Origin of the sequence: Chitinophaga sp. W2I13 (genome assembly GCF_050434005.1) — a bacterium.
In the GTDB taxonomy this organism is placed as follows: Bacteria; Bacteroidota; Bacteroidia; order Chitinophagales; family Chitinophagaceae; genus Chitinophaga.
In genome coordinates, this window is sequence record NZ_JBNPWD010000001.1 from 6190189 (window position 1) to 6209057 (window position 18869).

The 18869-nt window shown below is 48.0% G+C and carries 13 protein-coding genes; 10 read left to right on the plus strand and 3 right to left on the minus strand.

Going from position 1 to position 18869, the window contains the following annotated elements; genetic code table 11:
* Window positions 1–9: 9 nt before the first annotated feature.
* Window positions 10–279: a hypothetical protein gene (locus tag QFZ48_RS25290; RefSeq protein WP_429048457.1), complete on the plus strand. Its 270-nt coding sequence runs from the start codon at window positions 10–12 to the stop codon at window positions 277–279.
* A 3-nt stretch (window positions 280–282) separates the two neighbouring features.
* Here QFZ48_RS25290 and QFZ48_RS25295 read toward each other — a convergent pair whose 3' ends face one another.
* The gene (locus QFZ48_RS25295) at window positions 283–981 is read right to left on the minus strand and encodes a peroxiredoxin-like family protein (protein ID WP_429064325.1); all 699 of its coding nucleotides are present in this window, start codon (window positions 979–981) and stop codon (window positions 283–285) included.
* A gap of 129 nt (window positions 982–1110) precedes the next feature.
* Between QFZ48_RS25295 and QFZ48_RS25300 the strand changes: the two genes are divergently transcribed.
* From QFZ48_RS25300 to QFZ48_RS25340, 9 genes are all read left to right on the plus strand, one after another.
* Window positions 1111–2418, plus strand: a complete 1308-nt coding sequence (locus QFZ48_RS25300) for a spondin domain-containing protein (RefSeq protein ID WP_429064327.1) — start codon at window positions 1111–1113, stop codon at window positions 2416–2418.
* A 107-nt stretch (window positions 2419–2525) separates the two neighbouring features.
* Window positions 2526–3323 (plus strand): SDR family oxidoreductase, encoded by a 798-nt coding sequence (locus tag QFZ48_RS25305; RefSeq protein ID WP_429048453.1) that lies wholly within the window; start codon window positions 2526–2528, stop codon window positions 3321–3323.
* Between the two features lie 16 nt (window positions 3324–3339).
* Window positions 3340–4260: a helix-turn-helix domain-containing protein gene (locus tag QFZ48_RS25310; protein ID WP_429048451.1), complete on the plus strand. Its 921-nt coding sequence runs from the start codon at window positions 3340–3342 to the stop codon at window positions 4258–4260.
* A 122-nt stretch (window positions 4261–4382) separates the two neighbouring features.
* Window positions 4383–4976: an RNA polymerase sigma factor gene (locus QFZ48_RS25315; protein WP_429064330.1), complete on the plus strand. Its 594-nt coding sequence runs from the start codon at window positions 4383–4385 to the stop codon at window positions 4974–4976.
* A 76-nt stretch (window positions 4977–5052) separates the two neighbouring features.
* Entirely contained in the window at window positions 5053–6246 is a 1194-nt protein-coding gene (locus QFZ48_RS25320) for a FecR family protein (protein ID WP_429048448.1), read from the plus strand.
* Window positions 6247–6419: 173 nt separating this feature from the next.
* On the plus strand, window positions 6420–9752 hold the full coding sequence (locus QFZ48_RS25325) for a SusC/RagA family TonB-linked outer membrane protein (protein WP_429064331.1): 3333 nt from the start codon (window positions 6420–6422) through the stop codon (window positions 9750–9752).
* 11 nt (window positions 9753–9763) lie between these two features.
* A complete protein-coding gene (locus QFZ48_RS25330) occupies window positions 9764–11152 on the plus strand; it encodes a RagB/SusD family nutrient uptake outer membrane protein (protein WP_429064333.1) in 1389 nt (462 codons plus the stop codon).
* A gap of 18 nt (window positions 11153–11170) precedes the next feature.
* On the plus strand, window positions 11171–13324 hold the full coding sequence (locus QFZ48_RS25335) for a T9SS type A sorting domain-containing protein (RefSeq protein ID WP_429064335.1): 2154 nt from the start codon (window positions 11171–11173) through the stop codon (window positions 13322–13324).
* A gap of 3 nt (window positions 13325–13327) precedes the next feature.
* Window positions 13328–16861 (plus strand): hypothetical protein, encoded by a 3534-nt coding sequence (locus tag QFZ48_RS25340; protein ID WP_429064338.1) that lies wholly within the window; start codon window positions 13328–13330, stop codon window positions 16859–16861.
* A gap of 19 nt (window positions 16862–16880) precedes the next feature.
* Here the strand turns inward: QFZ48_RS25340 and QFZ48_RS25345 are convergent, their stop codons facing one another.
* Both QFZ48_RS25345 and QFZ48_RS25350 read right to left on the minus strand, forming a co-directional pair.
* Window positions 16881–17798 (minus strand): AraC family transcriptional regulator, encoded by a 918-nt coding sequence (locus tag QFZ48_RS25345; protein ID WP_429064339.1) that lies wholly within the window; start codon window positions 17796–17798, stop codon window positions 16881–16883.
* A gap of 82 nt (window positions 17799–17880) precedes the next feature.
* Window positions 17881–18783, minus strand: a complete 903-nt coding sequence (locus QFZ48_RS25350) for an NAD(P)H-binding protein (protein WP_429064342.1) — start codon at window positions 18781–18783, stop codon at window positions 17881–17883.
* Window positions 18784–18869: the final 86 nt, after the last annotated feature.

Sequence of the window (18869 nt, forward strand, 5' to 3'; positions counted from 1 at the left end):
TCAACCGCTATGAATGAATTAAAAAAGATCGCCTATAACTGCCGGAAAGCCACTTTCCTGATTGAGAAGCAGCAGATAGGCCGCATTACGCTCCGTGAGAAACTGGAACTGAGAATCCACCTGGCAGGTTGTTCCATCTGCAAAACATTCCAGCAGCAAAGCATCATCATCAATCAAATGGTACACAATTTCTTCCATTCAGCTGGCCAGGCTGAACGGAAGCTGGATGATAAATTCAAACAGGAACTGCAAAAGAGCATAGATGATAAACTGAGATAGCATTTATATCTCCTCACGCAGGGCTCCGGCAGCCGCTTTTAACAAGGAAGCGCTTACCCGTTGGGTAATATCCGGGTTGATATATTCAAAAAGAATGGTGCCTTTCCTGCTGATAATAAAAACGGATGGTACCGGCAATAATTTGTTCACGTTTTTACCTCCGGAAGTTTCCCCAAAAAATGAATCATAGTCCCGGGGTCCTTTAAAAGCAATCCCGAATTTTTTGGCAGCGTCCAGGTCTGCATCTGATAAAAGCGTATAAGTCAGTTTTTGTTTGTTCAATGTTTTATTAAGATTTTCCGGGCTGTCCGTGCTGACAGCAATCACCTGGTACCCCATATTTACAAGGTCCTGCTCAATTTCCTGCAACCCCGACAGTTGTTTTGAGCAGTAGGGGCACCAACCCCCACGATAAAAAACGAGGATGGCCGGCTTTTCTGCCACCGACTTATTCAAGTCAAAACGTTTCCCTGAAGAGGTGGGCAGTTGCAGCATGGGTATGGGTTCGCCTATCAGCAGGGGACTGATGTCTTCCGGTTTTACAGGAACACCTGCCACCATTTTTACCGTGTCTTTTACAGTTGTGGTGCCCGCCATCGCAGTATCACCTGAATTTAAAAGACCCATCACGGCGAACACAACGCAGGCATTCTTCCAGCTGGCTACGCTGAAGTAGTTGTGTTTTTTAATGTTTGTTTTCATATGATCTGTAGATTTTTTGCTTTAGTCGTATGAACCCGCCGGTCCTTACAAAAAGAATTGCTTTAAAAAGATAGAAAAGACTGTAAGGAATAAACCGGCTTTCCGACAAAGCAGGAAAGACCATACAACATGAAACACATAAAAAGAATTGCCCCCTGGGTGGCTGCTGCGCTGATACCCCTGGCATTGCCTGCCTGTAAGAAAGATCATTCAGATGGTCCGGATGGTGCGAGTGATAAAACAACCATCACCATTGAAAACGTTTTAGATTCCCGGCCCCTGGTAGAATCCGGCGCCTTCCAGGGAACCGGAACACCGGCGCTGATTTTACCGGGCCAATCCGCTGCCATCACATTTTCTGCCGCCAAAGGTGAGGCCATCACCTTTGCAACGATGTATGGCGCATCCAACGATTTATTTTTTGCACCGGAAAATCCAGGGATACTGGTATATGACCAGGACGGAAAACCTATTGAAGGCGACGTTTCTTCACAGGTAAAACTATGGGATAATGGCACCCGTATAAACCAGGCGCCAGGTGCTGGTGTAGTCCATCCGGGAACTGCTGAAAATAAAAACATCTCGGAAGTCAGTGGTACCGATGCCCAGGGAAATACCTATCTCCCTGCTTCCAAACTGGTAAAAGCAACCCTGAAATATAACGGGAACTCAGAGTTTACCCTGACCCTCCGGAATACTTCGGCAGGAACGACTAACGAAACGCCTTTAAGTCCTGGTGTATGGGCCATATCCTATATCGCAGGCGGCAATTTACTCAATCCGTCCCCGCTGTATGTTAAAGGAATGTCCTCTGCCAATGGTTTAACCTCCATCGCAGAAGCGGGGAATAACATGCCGCTGAAAACGTATATAAGCAGCATCACCGGTATATTTACACCGTTGTCTCCGGTGCTGGTAGTGGTGTATAACGGAATAGAAGATCCGTTGTTTAAAGTGGGAGAGAATGACCGGAACGAAGGATTGAAAGAACTGGCCCAGCAAGGGAATGCGAATATACTCGCCGCTTCATTAAAAACAAAAAGTGGCATTAAATCGGTGTATGTGCTTCCTGCGCCCAACACCACGGTATTACTTCCAAAGATAGGGGAGCTGGCCGGGGGAAATGTTTCCCAGGAAATTACCGTTACAAAAGGCGACAGAGTGGCAATAGCTACCATGTATGGGTTCTCTAACGACTGGTTCTTCGCCACCGGTGCAGATGGCATTGATCCCTTTAAAAAAGGCGATGCTTCCGCCGCTATTACCTTATATAACAATGGAACTGCGGTTGATCAGTTCCCGGGAGCAGGCGTAACACAGTTCAATTTAGCAGGAACGCCGCTCACAGAAAGCAAGCCAATTGCGGTGGTGCCCAATCCCAATCCATTTACCACCTTGCCAGGCATCCCGGAAATGATAAAGGTTACTTTTAAATAGTTGGCATAACGGCGCCCGTCATTTCGGCTACATCAAAACTCAATTTGGCAACATATAGCTTTCCATAGTATCAGACCTTTGAGATGTAAAATTAAATACATCGACAAATGAAAACGATCTTCATTACAGGAGCATCAACAGGTCTGGGCAAAGCAACTGCCAGGTTATTTCAAAGCAAGGGATGGCAGGTGATCGCCACCATGCGTAAGCCGGAAAACGAAACGGAGCTTTCACAATTGGAAAATGTGATCCTGCTGCCGCTCGACGTTACCAATACGGAACAAATCAACGATTGCGTAAAAAACGTTACCGCAAAATATGATGTGGATGTGGTACTCAATAACGCGGGATATGGACTGATGGGCGCGTTGGACGCATTGAGCGATGAGCAGATTGTAAAACAACTGAACACCAATTTACTCGGCGTTATAAGAGTTACAAAAGCATTTATTCCTTTTTTCAGGGAAAAGAAACAAGGCTTATTTATTACGATCACTTCCATCGGGGGCTTGGTGGGCTTCCCGCTGGGTTCCACCTATCATGCCACCAAATGGGCACTGGAAGGCTGGAGTGAATCTTTATCTTATGAACTGAGCCTGCATAATATCGGCATCAAAACCGTTGCACCGGGTGGTATTGTTACCGATTTTGCAGGCAGGTCGCTGGAAATGGGCAGTCACCCGGCTTACGAGGACATGATGCAGAAAGTGTTTGCGTTATTCGATCCTGAAGCTTTTTCAACAGCAGACGAAATAGCGGGATTAGTATATGAAGCGGCTACCGACGGGCAAAACAAAATTACCTATGTGGGTGGTGAGTATGCAAATGCGTTATACAACAGACGCCTGGAAATTGGTAAGGAAGCGGCCCGCATCGAGCTTGGTAAAAGTGTGTTAGGAAATTAAGTCTTAAATTTGGTAAATGAAGAAGTCAAATAATATCCCTGCAAAAATAGATTCCATTTCTGAACTTAGCAGATTATTGGGGGTACCAAAACCCGTGCATCCTTTGATTGGTTTTTTCGACAACACCAGTATCAAAGTTGATACCAGTCAGCTTCCGGAAGCTTTGTTGCTGAATTTTTACAAGATATCATATAAACTCAATCAGAAAGGCAAAATGGGATATGGGCAGGGATATTATGATTTCGATGAAGGCGGAATGGTGTTTACCGCTCCCAATCAACTGATCACCGTTCCGAATGAAGCGGTATATGAAGGGTTTTCATTGCTTTTTCATCCCGACTTTATCAGGAACTATCCCATTGGGCAAAAAATTAAACAGTACGGATTCTTTTCTTATGATACCAACGAGGCCCTGCATTTATCCGACAAAGAAAAACAGCAGATTTTTACTGTTGTCGAGAGTATAAAAGAAGAACTTAATAATGCCATAGATGCTTTTAGCCAGGACCTCATCGTGTCCTACATTGAGGTATTGCTTAACTATAGCAATCGTTTCTATAAACGGCAGTTTATTACCCGCAAATCTGTGAATCACGATCTGCTTACCGGCATAGAAGAGCTGCTCAATAGTTATTTTGATAAAGAAGAAGGATTGCAGAAAGGTCTTCCCTCGGTTGAGTTTTTAGCAGAGCGGCTAAACGTTTCACCACGATACCTGAGTGATATGCTACGTTCGCTCACCGGGCAAAATGCCCAGCAGCATATCCACGAAAAACTGATTGAAAAAGCAAAGGAATACCTGATGTCTACCCAACTATCGGTGGCTGAAATTGCTTACCAGCTGGGATTTGAGCATCCTCAGTCTTTTAACAAACTATTCAAGCGGAAAACGAATTTAACCCCGGTAGCGTTTAAGCAGTCATTTCAGGATAATTAAAACAGCGATCGCTTACCCTAAAGCCGCCACTTTTCAAAAGCCGGAAGTATTGTTTTGTAAATTAGAACAGGTTGTATTATTTTCATGCATCACTACCCGTTATAATTAACACGATACCATCCGTGATCCACGCTAATGAACAGGAATTGTTGCTCTCCGTTGCAAAAGGAGATGAGCGGAGCTTCCAGGTTCTCGTTAAACAATACTGGCCACAGGTATATGGCACGGCGTTACGCCTGACACGTTCTCCCGAACAGGCGAAAGACCTCTCACAGGATATCTTTCTCAAATTATGGAACAACCGGGCAAAGCTTCCCGGCGTGGAAAAAGTGGGTACGTTTATATATGTATGTGCCCGCAATCTTATCATGGACCACCTGGAGAAAAAGGTGCTGCATACTGATAATATTGAATTCCTGGCCGATCATCTTTCCGAAGCTCCATTCAGCGATGCCCAGTCCGGTATGGAATACAAGGAGCTGGAAAAGATCCTGCTGCAGGCCATCGAACATCTCCCGGAGAAAGTAAAGACCGTGTTTGTGTTGCATCGTTTTAACGGGCTAAGTCATGTGCAGATCTCCCGGAAACTGAATATTTCTGTGGTAAGCTCCCAAACCTATATTGTACGGGCGCTGCGCAGCATCCGGGAGTATTTAAGCCGGCATTCCGAAAGTGTTTTCGCCTTGTTGTTCCTGGCTTCCAATCATTTTTTATGAATTTTTCAGTTTTACTGTCTTACCCCTTCTTTGTTTCCCGTCCTTATAACGGGAGATATTAAATCTGTATCAGCATATGTCTGAAATTACTTTTGAAGATCTGTTTAAAAGATACATGAGCGGAACGCTGAACGCCGGAGAGATCCGGTTGTTCAGAAGCATGGCCCTGCAGCCGGAAAATAAGGCGTTGCTCTCCCAATTGTTGCAGGAGGCTTTTAATGATCCTGCTTATGCTGAAAGCGCAGATTTTGACGCCGGAGAAATGGCGCTGGAAGTGATGATGAAAGCGCGGCAAAGTGAAGCCATACCGGTTTTACATCGTACAAAACCATCCATTGTTGCACGCCCCTGGTTTAAATATGCCGCCGCAGCAGCTATCTTTTTATTACTGTTGGCTGTAAGTTGGGAGTGGAATAACCGTAAAAAAACAGGGACTGGTACTATAGCGCAGGCGTCGCAATCGCCGCGGGGAACAGCGCGGCCTATGCTGATCCTGGGAGATGGCACCCGCATAGCGCTCGACAGCGCCGCTAACGGCGCTATCGCCCAACAGGGCTCCGCACAGGTAATTAAGCTGGCCAACGGGCAGTTGGCCTATAAACAATTTTCACAGAAGAACACCGGCCTGGTATACAATACCATGCAAACACCCACCGGCTGCCTGTACCAGCTTATTTTACCCGACGGCTCACATGTCTGGCTCAATGCGGCTTCTTCTATCCGTTATCCCACCGCTTTCCCGGAGGATAAAAGAATGGTGGAAGTTTCGGGAGAAGCATACTTCGATATCGCCAAAGATGACAGGAAACCATTTATCGTAACCGCCAAAGGCATGGACGTGCAGGTATTGGGAACGTCGTTTAACGTAATGGCCTATGCCGATGAAGCTGCCGTGAAAACCACGCTGGTACAGGGAGCAGTAAAAATAAACGCGGACAGAATATTACATCCCGGTGAACAGGCGGTACTGCATCACGCTTCCGGTGAGCTGAGCGTGAACAAACCAGACATGGAAGAAATACTCGGTTGGAAAAACGGGGAGTTTTATTTCAGGAATACAGACATCAGCACCATCATGCGGCAGATAGCGCGATGGTATGATATAGAGATAAAGTATGAAGGAGATATGTCCGGCATTGAGCTCTCCGGCATCGTTTCCCGGACAGCAAAGATATCACAGTTACTAAAAGCACTTGAACTAACCAAAATCGTACGTTTTAAGACACAGGGAAGAACTATTACCGTGATGCCTTACCAGGAGGCCAATTAAATCACTCTTTTAAAACAGATATGTCATGACCTGATTGCTGCACGGATCATCCGTAGTAAGCACATCTGCTGAAAACCAATTGCCGGGGGCCCCCGGCGTGGTAAGCTATGTGCGTACCTGACTAAATTTCCACGTTTATGATTGCTAATGTTTAAAATCCACGACTGAAAAATATGATATTCCTTGCCACAGGCACTCTCCCGGCCGTAAAGAAATGGCCCGCCAAACCGCTATGGATCTTTATGACCATCCTGCTGCTGCATTTGAACGCGGTTGCACAACAGGTAACAATTTCCGTAAAAAATGTGCCACTGGAAAAAGTGCTGGTGCTGTTAAAGCAACAAACAGGCTATTCTTTTATCTGGCGCGATCAGCCAGCAGCATTTAACAACGTATCGCTCGAATGCAGGGACCAGCCCCTGGAACAGGTGTTGAAATCCTTCCTGGGTAAGCTCTCCCTCCAATATGAAATAACGGATAAGATAGTAGTGATCACTAAAAAAACAACCTCACTTCCTGCCGGAAAGGAGCCGGACCGGATCACGGTATCCGGGAACATATCAGACGAGAAAGGATCGCCGCTGCCAGGCGTGAGCATCCGGGTAAAAGGCACGTCGCTGGGTATTACTACCGACAGCCATGGTAGCTTCACCCTTGCCGTGCCAGATGATAACAGCATCCTGGTTTGTTCGTACGTAGGGTTTGAATCCAAAGAGGTAAATGTTAAGGGGCAGTCGCTCATCAACATTGTGCTGAAGCTGCAAAGCGCTTCGCTGAACGACCTGGTGGTAATTGGCTATGGCACCCAGCAAAAAAAGAACCTGACTTCTTCCGTGAGTTCCATCAAAGGCAGTGAGCTTACCGGCGTTGCAGTAACCAGCCTGGACGCCGCTTTGCAGGGAAAGGCAGCAGGCATACAGGTAGTGCAGAATTCCGGCGCTCCCGGCGATGAAACGTATATCCGTATCCGTGGTAACGGTTCTTTGTTTGGTGAAAACCGCCCGCTGTATGTGATAGATGGTGTGCCCATGAGCAATCTTCCTGCCGCCCAATACGGCGTTTCCGGTGATGGACAAAGGATCGCAACTACCAACAACATTAACCCCAACGATATACAGTCGGTGGAAATACTGAAGGATGCCGCCGCCACAGCTATCTATGGCTCCAGGGGCGCCAACGGCGTTATCCTCATCACCACCAAAAGAGGCGCGGAAGGTAAGTCGCGTTTTAATTTCAACATGTATACCGGCGTGGCAGACATCCCCAAACGTTTGCCGCTGCTGAACGGCGAACAGTTTGTAGAACTGTTCCGGGAATCGCGTGTTAATGCAGGACTACCGGTAGATTCTGCGGTAGTGAACACCGGCCGTAACACCGACTGGCAGGATGCCATTTTCAGATCGGCGCCGGTATCTAACTATAATTTATCTATCTCCGGGGGCACAGGAAAAACATCACACTATGTATCCCTTGGTTACCTGGATCAAACAGGTACTATTGTAGGTCTGCAACACTATAAACGTTTCAACGGCCGCGTGAACTTTGATTTTGCCGCTACCGACAAGTTAAAGATCGGTGTAAATTTAACAGGGGTAAGATCTACCAACAACCGCATGGACAACAGCTTCTCCGGACAATCAGTACTGGCGCTGGCATTGATAGAAAATCCCAACGATCCCATCTACAATCCTAACGGCACTTACTATGCCGATAAAAACCGCCGCTGGACAAACCCCGTGATGATCGCTAATAACCTGCGGTTCCAGTCGATCGTGAACAGCTATATCGGTAATGTATATGGCGAGTACACCATCCTCCCGGGACTGAAATTTAAAACCAGTTTTGGCTTCGATAACCAGCAGGTAACCGACGACCGGTACCAGTCGAAACTGGTGAACAACGGTTCTGCCGCGAGTGGCTTTGTGTCTGTATTCACACAGTTCTTATGGGTCAATGAAAATACATTATCCTACACACCGGTGTTAAAAGGCAAACACAAATTAACGGCCCTCCTCGGTCAAAGCGCGCAGGAAGCCAATGTGAGAAGGATCAGTGTTTCCGGCAATACCAATTCAACCGATATCATCGAGGCAGTCACCGGTTTTACGTCCCTTTCTGCGCCGCTGGATTACCGCTCGCAATGGGGACTGGTATCTTATTTCGGCCGCCTCAGTTATAATTACGACGACCGGTATCTGCTGGAAGGAGTACTGCGCACGGATGGTTCTTCACGCTTCGGTGAAAATAAAAAATATGGATTCTTTCCCTCTGTGGCTGCCGGCTGGCGGGTAACCAATGAAGCCTTTATGAAACAGCAGCGTTTTATTAATGAGCTGAAGCTGCGTGTCAGCATCGGCGTTACTGGTAACAATGAAGGACTTGGAAGTGACTTTCCCGCACTCGCCACTTATTCCACCGGCTATAATTATGGTTCGGAAGCCGGTATTGCCGCTACATCTTTATCAAATGTGGATCTTAGCTGGGAGGCGACTACCGCCACCAACCTCGGGCTGGACCTGAGTTTCTGGGACAGCAGGATCAGTGTTACCGTAGATGCTTACCGCAAACTCACCAACCGTTTGATCTTTAAACTGGACCTTCCCTATACCTCCGGGTTTAACCGCACCAATGGCGCCAATATCGGGCAAATGGTAAATAAAGGACTGGAGATAGGTATCAATACAGACAACATCCGTGGCAAATTTACCTGGAGCACTAATTTTAACCTGTATTTCAACAGGAATAAAATTACCAGTCTGCCTGAAACAGTGGCTGGGGACCCTTCCAGCTCCGACTTTACAGAAAGCCTACCCGGATCGTTTGGTACCAGTTTGCCCACCAGTATTTTTCGTGTGGGCCAGCCCGTTGGGTCCTTCTTTGGCTATCGCAGTAAAGGAGTAGATCCAAAAACTGGGAACATGATCTATGATGATATCAATGCCGACGGAAGGATAACCGCAGCCGACCGTGTGATCCTGGGCAACGCATTACCGGATTACACTGGTGGCCTTACCAATACTTTTGGTTATAAGGGAGTGGACCTGAGCTTCTTCCTGTACTGGTCGTACGGCAATAAGGTATACAACCAAACGCGCAACATGCTGGAACGCATGAGCGGCTACAATAACGGCGACGTACGAACGCTGAGCCGCTGGACGCCGGAAAACCCCAATACCGATGTGCCGAAGGCCGTGTTCAACGACCCTGCCACGCCCAATAGTTTAACCAACGGTGAAGTATCGCAGCGCTTCGTGGAAGACGGATCATTTATCAGGATGAAAAATATTACGCTGGGATATACTTTCCGGACAGAGCTGCTCAAAAAGATAAGGATCAGCAGCGCCCGGGTGTATGCCAGTGCGCAAAACCTCTTCCTGATCACCAGCTATTCCGGCCTGGATCCTGAGTCGCAGAACCAGTCGGTCAAGAACTCGCAGCTTGGTATCGACTGGGCCGTACAACCGCAGCCACGCACCTTCCTGCTCGGATTAAATGTGAACTTTTAAAAGCAGCCGCTATGAAAAAATTACGACTTATATATCTTCTCTTCGCATTTGCTTCCTGTACCAAAGTACTGGACCAGGTGCCGGAGTATACCATTGCAGATGAAAACTTCTGGCAAACTGCCAGCGATGCGGAAAGCGCGGCGGTAGGCATTTACCCGGCCATACAAAGTATGTCGATGCAGTTCCCGGTGGCTTTCGATGCCGCCTCCGACGCCACCACCGCTTTACTGATCAATTACAGTCCGTTTACCAATCACGGTATCCCGGTAGATAATGCCATTGTGGCAAGCTACTGGCAGAATAATTACACCGGTATTGGTCGCGCCAATGATTTGCTGAAACATGTGCCTGCCATGAAAGATAGCCTGTTTACAGGCGGGCGGAAGGAACAGTTATTGGGAGAAGCACATTTTCTGCGGGCGTATTTTTATTTCAACCTGGTAAAAGCTTATGGCGCTGTGCCAATGGTACTGGAGCCCTATACTTCTTTTAATGCGGATTTTACTATTGCACGGTCGCCTGTCGACAGTGTTTTTCAGCTGATCATTTCAGATTTGAAAGCAGCTGAAACTACTTTGCCTGCTACATTTGCCGCGGCGGCATCTACCAGGGGACGGGCCAGTCAGGGTGCAGCCAAAGCCTTACTGGCAAAGGCATACCTGAGCGTGAAAAATTACGACTCCGCGGCTGCCAAAGCGCTCGAAGTAATGAATAGCCCGGTATATACGCTGGTAAGCGGCGCTGCGGCCTACAGCAATATGTTCTCCACCGGCGGCAAAAACAGTACAGAAGCGATATTCGAAATACAGTTTGTAAGTTCTTCTTCACAGGCCAACGGCTTATTCAGTTTATATGTGCCGGTGAATGGCATTCCTGCGGGCATACAGCCCGGTAGTTACCAGATAACGCCTACGGCAAAGATCATTGGCGCTTATGAAACCGGCGATATCCGGAAGAATGCGGCGTTGGGCCTGACTACTTCCAGCCCTGCGGTGCCGTATGTAAATAAATATACCCGTTTAACCAGTGGTACAGAGCCGGATATTATTGCGTTGCGACTGGCCGATATCATCCTGGTCAGGGCAGAAGCGCTGAACAACCTGGGCAAAACGGCCGAAGCAACAGAGGCGCTGAACATCATCCGCCGCAGGGCTTTTGCAGAGCCATTAACCGCACCGGGTGCACACGACTTTCCCTATGGCGGGGAGACTAATCTTGCTCTCGCGATAGAAAACGAGCGGTTCAAAGAACTCGCTTTTGAAGGTCACCGGTTTTACGATTTGGTGCGTACCGGCAGGGCAGAAGCAGTATTGGGCATTAACGCAGATCAGGCATTGTGGCCTGTTCCGCTGAGGGAGATAGGCCGTAACCCGCGGCTGGTACAGAATCATGGCTACTAACATCTTAAATTTATAAAGATGAAAAGAATTATTTCCACGTTATGGCTGTTGTTAACAGCTGCCTTCTGCTATGCACAGTATACCACCACCTGGGTAGGCAATACTTTTTCCAATGTAACCACTTATGTAGGCAATTGCGCCCGTTCCATGTGGGTGTCGCCGGAAGGAGTGGTGTATACTGCCTCATTATGGGATGAAAAGGGACGCAATATCGGCATCTATCAGAATGGGGCTACCATTGGCGGTATGGGCGGCACTAAAGAATCACAGGGCAGCGCTATTGGTGGTAATGCCACTTATATCTTTACCGCACAACAGGCGCCCAACAGCGGTAAAATAGGACGTTACAATCGCAGCACTAAGCTGCGCGACCTGTTGTTTACTGCCAGCACAGGTACCGGCGATGCCGTTCGCGGTATAGCCGTTTCCGGTGGACGTGTATATGTCAGCGATTCCAGCGGCAACCGCGTGGCGGTATTTACCACCGGTGGCGTTTTAATAAGACAATGGGCCGTTACCTCGCCGGGGCCTATTGCGGTCGACAGTGCCGGCGCTGTTTGGGTGGTGCAGCTGGGTGGCGGTACCATACGCCGTTTCGACTCCACCGGTGTGGCAGGCACGGTGTTGAATGTTGGCGTCACTGCGCGTCCGTCTGCTCTATATGCGGATAGTGCCAGGGGACAATTACTGGTAGGCGATCAGGGACCGGATATGAATATCAAAATTTATACTAACCTAACGGGAACGCCCGTACTGAGTGGAACTTTTGGTGCGTTAGGCGGTTACCTCAATGAAACGGGCGGTATCCGCGGAGCTGTGGGCGACAAGCGTTTTACGCGGATAGTAGGCATTGGCCGCGATGCTTCCGGTAAGTTGTATGTGCTCAACAATCCCTGGGGAGGTACATGGGACCTGGGCAGGAACGGGGCTACTGATATTCATTGCTACAGCACGGCGGATTCACTGTTATGGACTTTACAGGCGCTGAACTTTGAAGGCTGTGCCGCCGCTGATGCCGGCACTGACGGCGAATTGCTTTACAGCGGCAATATCATTTACTCCTATACCGGTACAGATGGCGGCGCGTATGTGGCTAATACCGTGGATCCGTACCGCTATCCCTGGGATGCGCGGATACAGATGAGCGACCGTGGCAGGGGCGAACATTTTGGCCACCTGGCCAATGTAGGCGGCCACCGGATCCTGGTGGCCAATAACCAGAACGCAGACGTGTTTTACACATACTATTTCAATCCTGCTACAGATGGATACATCGCTATACCCGGCGATACCATCTCCAAGGTGAGGAATGGATTTTGTCTTGATTCTTTAGGTGATATCTGGATCTCCCAGGATAAAACAAATGCGATCCAGCATTACCCGTTAACGGGTTTTGCCAGCAACGGCAAGCCTATCTGGGGACCGGTGATATCCACACCTACACCCGCTACCATCGCCCGGTTAAACCAGCTGCAATACATCCCTGCCAGTGATGTGATGGTGCTGGCCGGCGGCAGCACCGACTGGACGCTGATCGGCAACCGCATAGAAGTATATCATGGATGGGTAGCCGGAAATCGTACGCCCGACACCGTTATTACGCTGAGCCGCGCCCAGGCTAAGTCAATGTCGGCCGCAGGAAATTATCTTTTTGTCGGCTACTATGCAATTCCCGATATCGATGTTTTTGATCTTACCACCGGCGCATTGGCGCTTACCATGAACAGCAGCAACCCCAACGTATATGTAGGCAACGATGTGGATTCACAATATGGTATCAAAGCCTATCACCGGTCTACCGGCGAGTACATGATCACCAAAGATGATTACAACGCCAACAAGGTAGTGTTATATCTCTGGACGCCGCCGGCAACCATGGATAGCAGCAGCTCCCTGGCCACCGGTAAACTGGTAACACTGTCTTCGGGATTAAACGTATATCCTAACCCGGTAGTGAATGTTTTGAATGTAGACATCCGGCTAACAAAGCCCAAAACATGTATGGTCAGTATTTACGATCTCTCCGGAAAAATGGTGAAAACAATACCAGGAAAAAGTAGCGGACCGTGGAAGATAGATGTAAGCAGTTTACCGCAGAGTGCCTATATACTGGTGATTTCAGACGCCGGTACTGGTCAGATGATCGGTCAGCGTAAATTTATAAAGCAATAACAGATGAAATATATATGGATGCCGGTGCTGATACTCATCAGCGCGGTGAGTGCTATGGCCCAGATGAAAGCACCGGAAGAATGGGTGAATTATGAAACGGTAATGGGCGTACGAAATAACCAACGGCATTATAACTATGATGTAATGCTGGTGAAGGCTTCCAGCACCACCAATGTGTTGTGGCCCGGAGAACAGCCTGCCTATACGATACAGGTGGTAAACCAGCTCAGCGAACCTATAACTGTAGAAGGAAAAATAGAATTGATCAGCTATGGGACCAAGGGCCGTCCGGGTGACATATGGCAGCCGGAGATGGTGAAATTTGCCATTGTCAGCACTACGCCGGTGAAGGTAAATATTTCCCCGAAGGGATATGTCAACATCGAGCATCTTCCGGTAATTCCTCCGCGTTTTGGTGGTTATGCGCTGGTGATGGATCTCGGCAAATATGGCCGAAGATTTATTACCAGCCTGGTACGCACCTTTGCCGCAAATCCGCAACGGATACAGTATCCAAAGCAATCGCTTGATGATATGGGCGCTGATTTCCTGCAGCGGGTGGGCGTGCAGGCCATTCGCATGGGGGTAGACTATACGCCCACTACCGCCAAAGACTATACGGCAAAAATGGAAGCGATTGACCGTAAATTAAAAGAGTACAGGGAGAAGAATATCACCGTGTTGCTGATGTTTGGAGCGGGATCGGCAGAGCAGCCACTGGGCAGACCCCGTTCATTTCTTGACACTGCTGCTGTGATGAAAAAAACAAAACAGGACATGGTGTGGATGCCTTCGTCCGATAAGGATTTCCAGGAATTTGTACACCGGCTTTGCGTGCAATATGGCTGGCCTAAAGGACCGGTAACAGCTGTATCCTTGTGGAACGAACCCTGGGAAGGCTTGTCTATTTCCGGCTGGCAATCGGATATTCCGCGTTACCGGGAAATATATACGGTAATGGCCCAGGCCGTACTGGATGCCCGTAAAAGAGGAGCAGACGTGCTGGTAGGTGGCGGCGATTCTAATTCCAATGCCTGGGATAAACTTTTTGCAGATGGTAAAATGACGTTCCTGCCTATCTTCGATTTCTGCTCGATCCACTACCAGGGCCTGGAGTCGCCCGCTATTTATCCGGAATGGGTGAACCGTAAATCGCCGCACGGTCGTGTGAAGATCTGGGATACCGAAAGCTGGGTGGGCAATACCGATGATCGTATAGGCCTCACCGTAGCTACCAGCCGTTCTGCTGGCTACGACCGTTCTATGGGTATTTACGCAGGATATATGTATACCGGTGGCCGGGGCAGTGAACATTTCACCCGTAAAATAAATACGCCTGCCGGGGTAAAGGAAATTACGCGTATTCCCGATACCTGGTCGCAGGCCGCCGCGCTGGGCGCCGTGCAGCACCTGGTAGGAGAGCGGGATTTTAAGCAGCTGTTGTTTACCAAAGGACTGCCCTGGGTGATGGTGTTTGACGGGCTTAAAAAAAATCCCGACGATGGCACCGTAGTGATATGTGGCGATATAGGCGAGGCGTTTGGTCCGGAACGGGTGCTCTTCCGGGAAGTACGCGGACTGGCGCAAACCGCTGCTGCTGAAAAGTTTCGGGTATCCGGGAAGCCGGTTATCTATGAACCTTTAACGGGGGGGAAGATGATCCTGCCTGCTGCCTTTCAGTTATTCGATTTTTACGGTAACCCTATCTTACCGGCAGGTGGTAAACTAGAAATTCCGCTGAACAGCCAGGGATACTATCTCCGGACAAACGGATCTAAAGGCTCGTTTGCCGCTATGCTGGCGGCGCTGAAAACCGCGCGCATAGAAGGTTATGAGCCGGTGGAAATCATCGCAGAAGATATGACTGCACGTATTGAACAATCACCACTTATGCCGCTCCAGGTGACCAATATTCTGAACCGTCCGGTGCAGGGGCGTTTGCAAATAACTTTGGGAGATCTGGATATTGAAGCTCCCGCTACGGTGAAGCTGGCGCCGCATGAAACCATTACCATTCCTGTAAAGATCAAGGGGGGAAACACTTCCGTGAACAATACCTATCCGCTGTCGGTTCATTTTGATGCCGGTGCAGATGGCATGGCAGTGCATGATGAAGATATGCATGTGAACCTGATTTCACGGTTAAGCATACACGTTGATGGCCAGCTGGACGACTGGAAAACGGCATTGCCCCAAACGGTAAGCAGCCAGGGCGTTGCGGAGGTTAGTTTAACGGAAGCCGCCTGGTATCCTTTCAAGAATTTTGACACCCGTGCAAATGGCTATGCCAATGGCTATTTCGCATACGACGACCAATACTTTTATTTTGCCGCCAAAACAGCGGACAGCACGCCGCATCCGGGCACTTACCGTTTTGAACAGCGCCCGGACGATGAGTTCTTTTATCCCGATACCGCCTATGCCATGGATATGCAGGAGGCGCTGATCAGCAAAGAAGGCAATGCGCCTGCAGAAGGAGAAGCGGCATTGCAGCTCCCTGGCGGTGATGGCCGTATCCTGCATTACCTGGAAAGCAGCGATAATACCAATTCATTCGGTGTAGACCTGCAATTGGATTCACTCACGCAGGTGGCATTGTACCTGCCTGCGTTGCGTGTGCCGGGCGTAGTACTGGAAGTATACAGTAACGGCAGCCGTTTGTTGCAACGCAACATCAACAACCTCTGGAATGGCGCCTGGGAGGTATTGCAGCTTTCCGGAAAAGTGAGGATTGTATTGCATAGCAACGGCTGGTGGTATACACCCAAACTGGCAGCGTTGTTATTCGATGCACCTACTGCTGCTGCCGGTTTTTTTGTAAAAGAAGATTTCGATACCCGTGGCAACTGGAGAAACGTATATGGCAAGGCAGGGTATTATATAGTAGGTGTGCCGCCGCAATTGCCGGCTGGTGTTGTGTTATCGCTGGTGAATAAAGAAGTGAAGTTTCCACTGATTTGGCCTTCGGGAGTGCGGCATTATACCTACCGTAAAAACCCGGTAACACCGGATAATTCCGGCCTGGGATATGCTTACGATAATGTGTTGCTGGCATTTAATGTACTGCCTGAAGGAAAAGACGGGATGCTGGCTTATCCACCAGGTACCATGCCGCGTTACACCGGGTATAAATGTACTGATTACGAATATGCGCTCAACCAGGTGTCGCCGGAATATGGCGGTGGCACTGAAATATGGCGGTTGCTGGCGCCGGGCTTGAACCGTAAACACTTTTTTCCGCGACAGCCACGGTCGGAAGGGGAAGGACCGGTAAGAAATGGGAAGCTAGCGGTGCGCAGAGAGGGCAATACGCTGATCACAGAGTGTGCTATTCCATGGTCGGAGTTGCCGGAAGTAAAGGCGGCCATTGACAAAAGACAGGCAATTAAGCTATCATTCAGGGTAAACGATAACGGCGCGCCCGGCAGCTGCATGGAGCTGGCAAAGGAGAGGAGCGTATCAAAATTGAATGCGAGGGCGTTTCATCCCGATTGGAAAGCACATTGGGCCAATGAAGTAAAGTTCCGCGCGGAGTGATAGCAACGGAGGAATTCCATTAGCCGAATGACTGCCTGAACTCCAAAGGTGAAAGATTGGTTTTGCTTTTAAACAATTTGCTGAATGATTGCGAATGTTCAAAGCCTAATTCATAAGCAATCTCGCTTACTGATAAATCGGTAGTGGATAATTTCTCTTTGGCTTTTTCAATCAGCTTTTCATGAATGTGTTGCTGTGCCGTTTGCCCTGTCAGTACCTTTAATAAACTGCTTAAATATTTAGGTGACACGTTTAATGTACCGGCTACATATTGAACAGTAGGTAACCCTTTTTCCATCAGGTTATCACTGCTGAAATAATCTGTCAGCAATTCTTCCAAACGGTTTAGAATTTTGTGATTGGTAATTTTTCTTGTAATGAACTGGCGATGATAGAACCTTTCAGCGTAGTTGAATAACGTTTCTATTTGCGGGATAATGATTTGCTGGCTGAAATTATCAATATTGGAATGATATTCCTGCTGAATGTTTTGAAAGATGTTATTGATAACTATTTCTTCTTTTTCGGAAAGCAGCAACGCTTCGTTTACAGAATAATCAAAATATTCATATTGCTTAATGGTTTTGGCCAAAGGAGTATTCCATAAGAAATCGGGGTGGATCAGCAGCATCCAACCTGAGCGTTTTGCCGTTAGGTTCGGATTAACTTCAAGCCTGAAAACCTGGTTGGGTGAAATAAAAAACATGACACCTTCATCGAAATCATATTCCTGTTGTCCATACACTACCTTGCCGCTCAAGCCCCGTTTTACAGAGATAGAGTAGAAGTCGCAAATCCAGTTTATCCCGCTGTTTTCTGGATGCGGCATCGTAGCATAATCTATCACACTGATTAGCGGGTGCTCAGGTTTTGGCAAATTCCGGAGTTGATGAAATTCGCTGATTGTTTTAATCCGGTATGTTTTTGTACCTGCCATAATATATTAAACCATTAAGGAACCAGGATTTCCTTAATTCCTTAATGGTTTTATTTTTTAATAATTAAAGATAGTCATTTTGCTATTGATTATAAACCGCCGCAAACTCCTTTACAAAATCAGTAAGTTTAACTTTTCCCAGTACTGGTTTATTCCGGTAATAGTCTTCATACAGCATACCTCTACCCATACCGGCCTGCATTTCTACAAATCCTTTCGCAATTTGCGGGTTCATTCCTGCCGACAGCCAACTGCCCAGCAACTGTTCATCAGGGATGACCAGCCATTTCAGATCAGGCTTCCCGATTGCCTGACCAAGAAAATAAGCAGCTTCATCCGGCGAAAATTCGTCGCTTGCGATATAACGGATTTGCCTCCCTTCAAAAGGTTGCTCCATTTCTTCAGCAATAACATCTGCGATGTCTAAAGGTGAAACCCAGGGTTCTTTGTTGGCGCCTCCGTAATTTTGTATGATAGCGCCTTGTGTTTTTATGGTGCGTACAAACGAAAACATATTGGTGTAAAAGCCAACAGGGCGCATAAATTTAATAGAAACATCATCCGGCAGTTGCTTTAATATGTTTTCTACATTGTGATGAAAGATAAGTATGCCGTTGTCTTTGTCCATATGCGCGCCAACACTGCTGAGATGCACCACACGCTTTACGCCCGATTGCAGGATAGCTTGTTTGTAATTATGGCCAATCTGGTTAATGGTAGCGATGAAGTCAACGTCCTGATCAAAGAAGCCGCCGGCAGCGTCGAGTGTTTCCATAACATACACGATATCTGCTCCCTTGAAAGTGACTGACAGAAAATCAGCGTCTTTTATGCTGCCGATAGCCGCTTTTGCACCTAATGCCTCAATGTCTTTTTGTCTTTCGGCATTGCTGCTGATAACAGTAACCATATGTCCTTTTTGCACTAAATCCTGTGCGAGCGGTTTTCCAATGTTCCCTAACGAACCTGTAAGTACGATGTTCATATAATTGTTTTGTTGTTGATGCAAAGGTCCGCAGCAATCACAAAACAGATGTAGCCAAAGTACTCATTGTTGTAGTCAAAAGGATG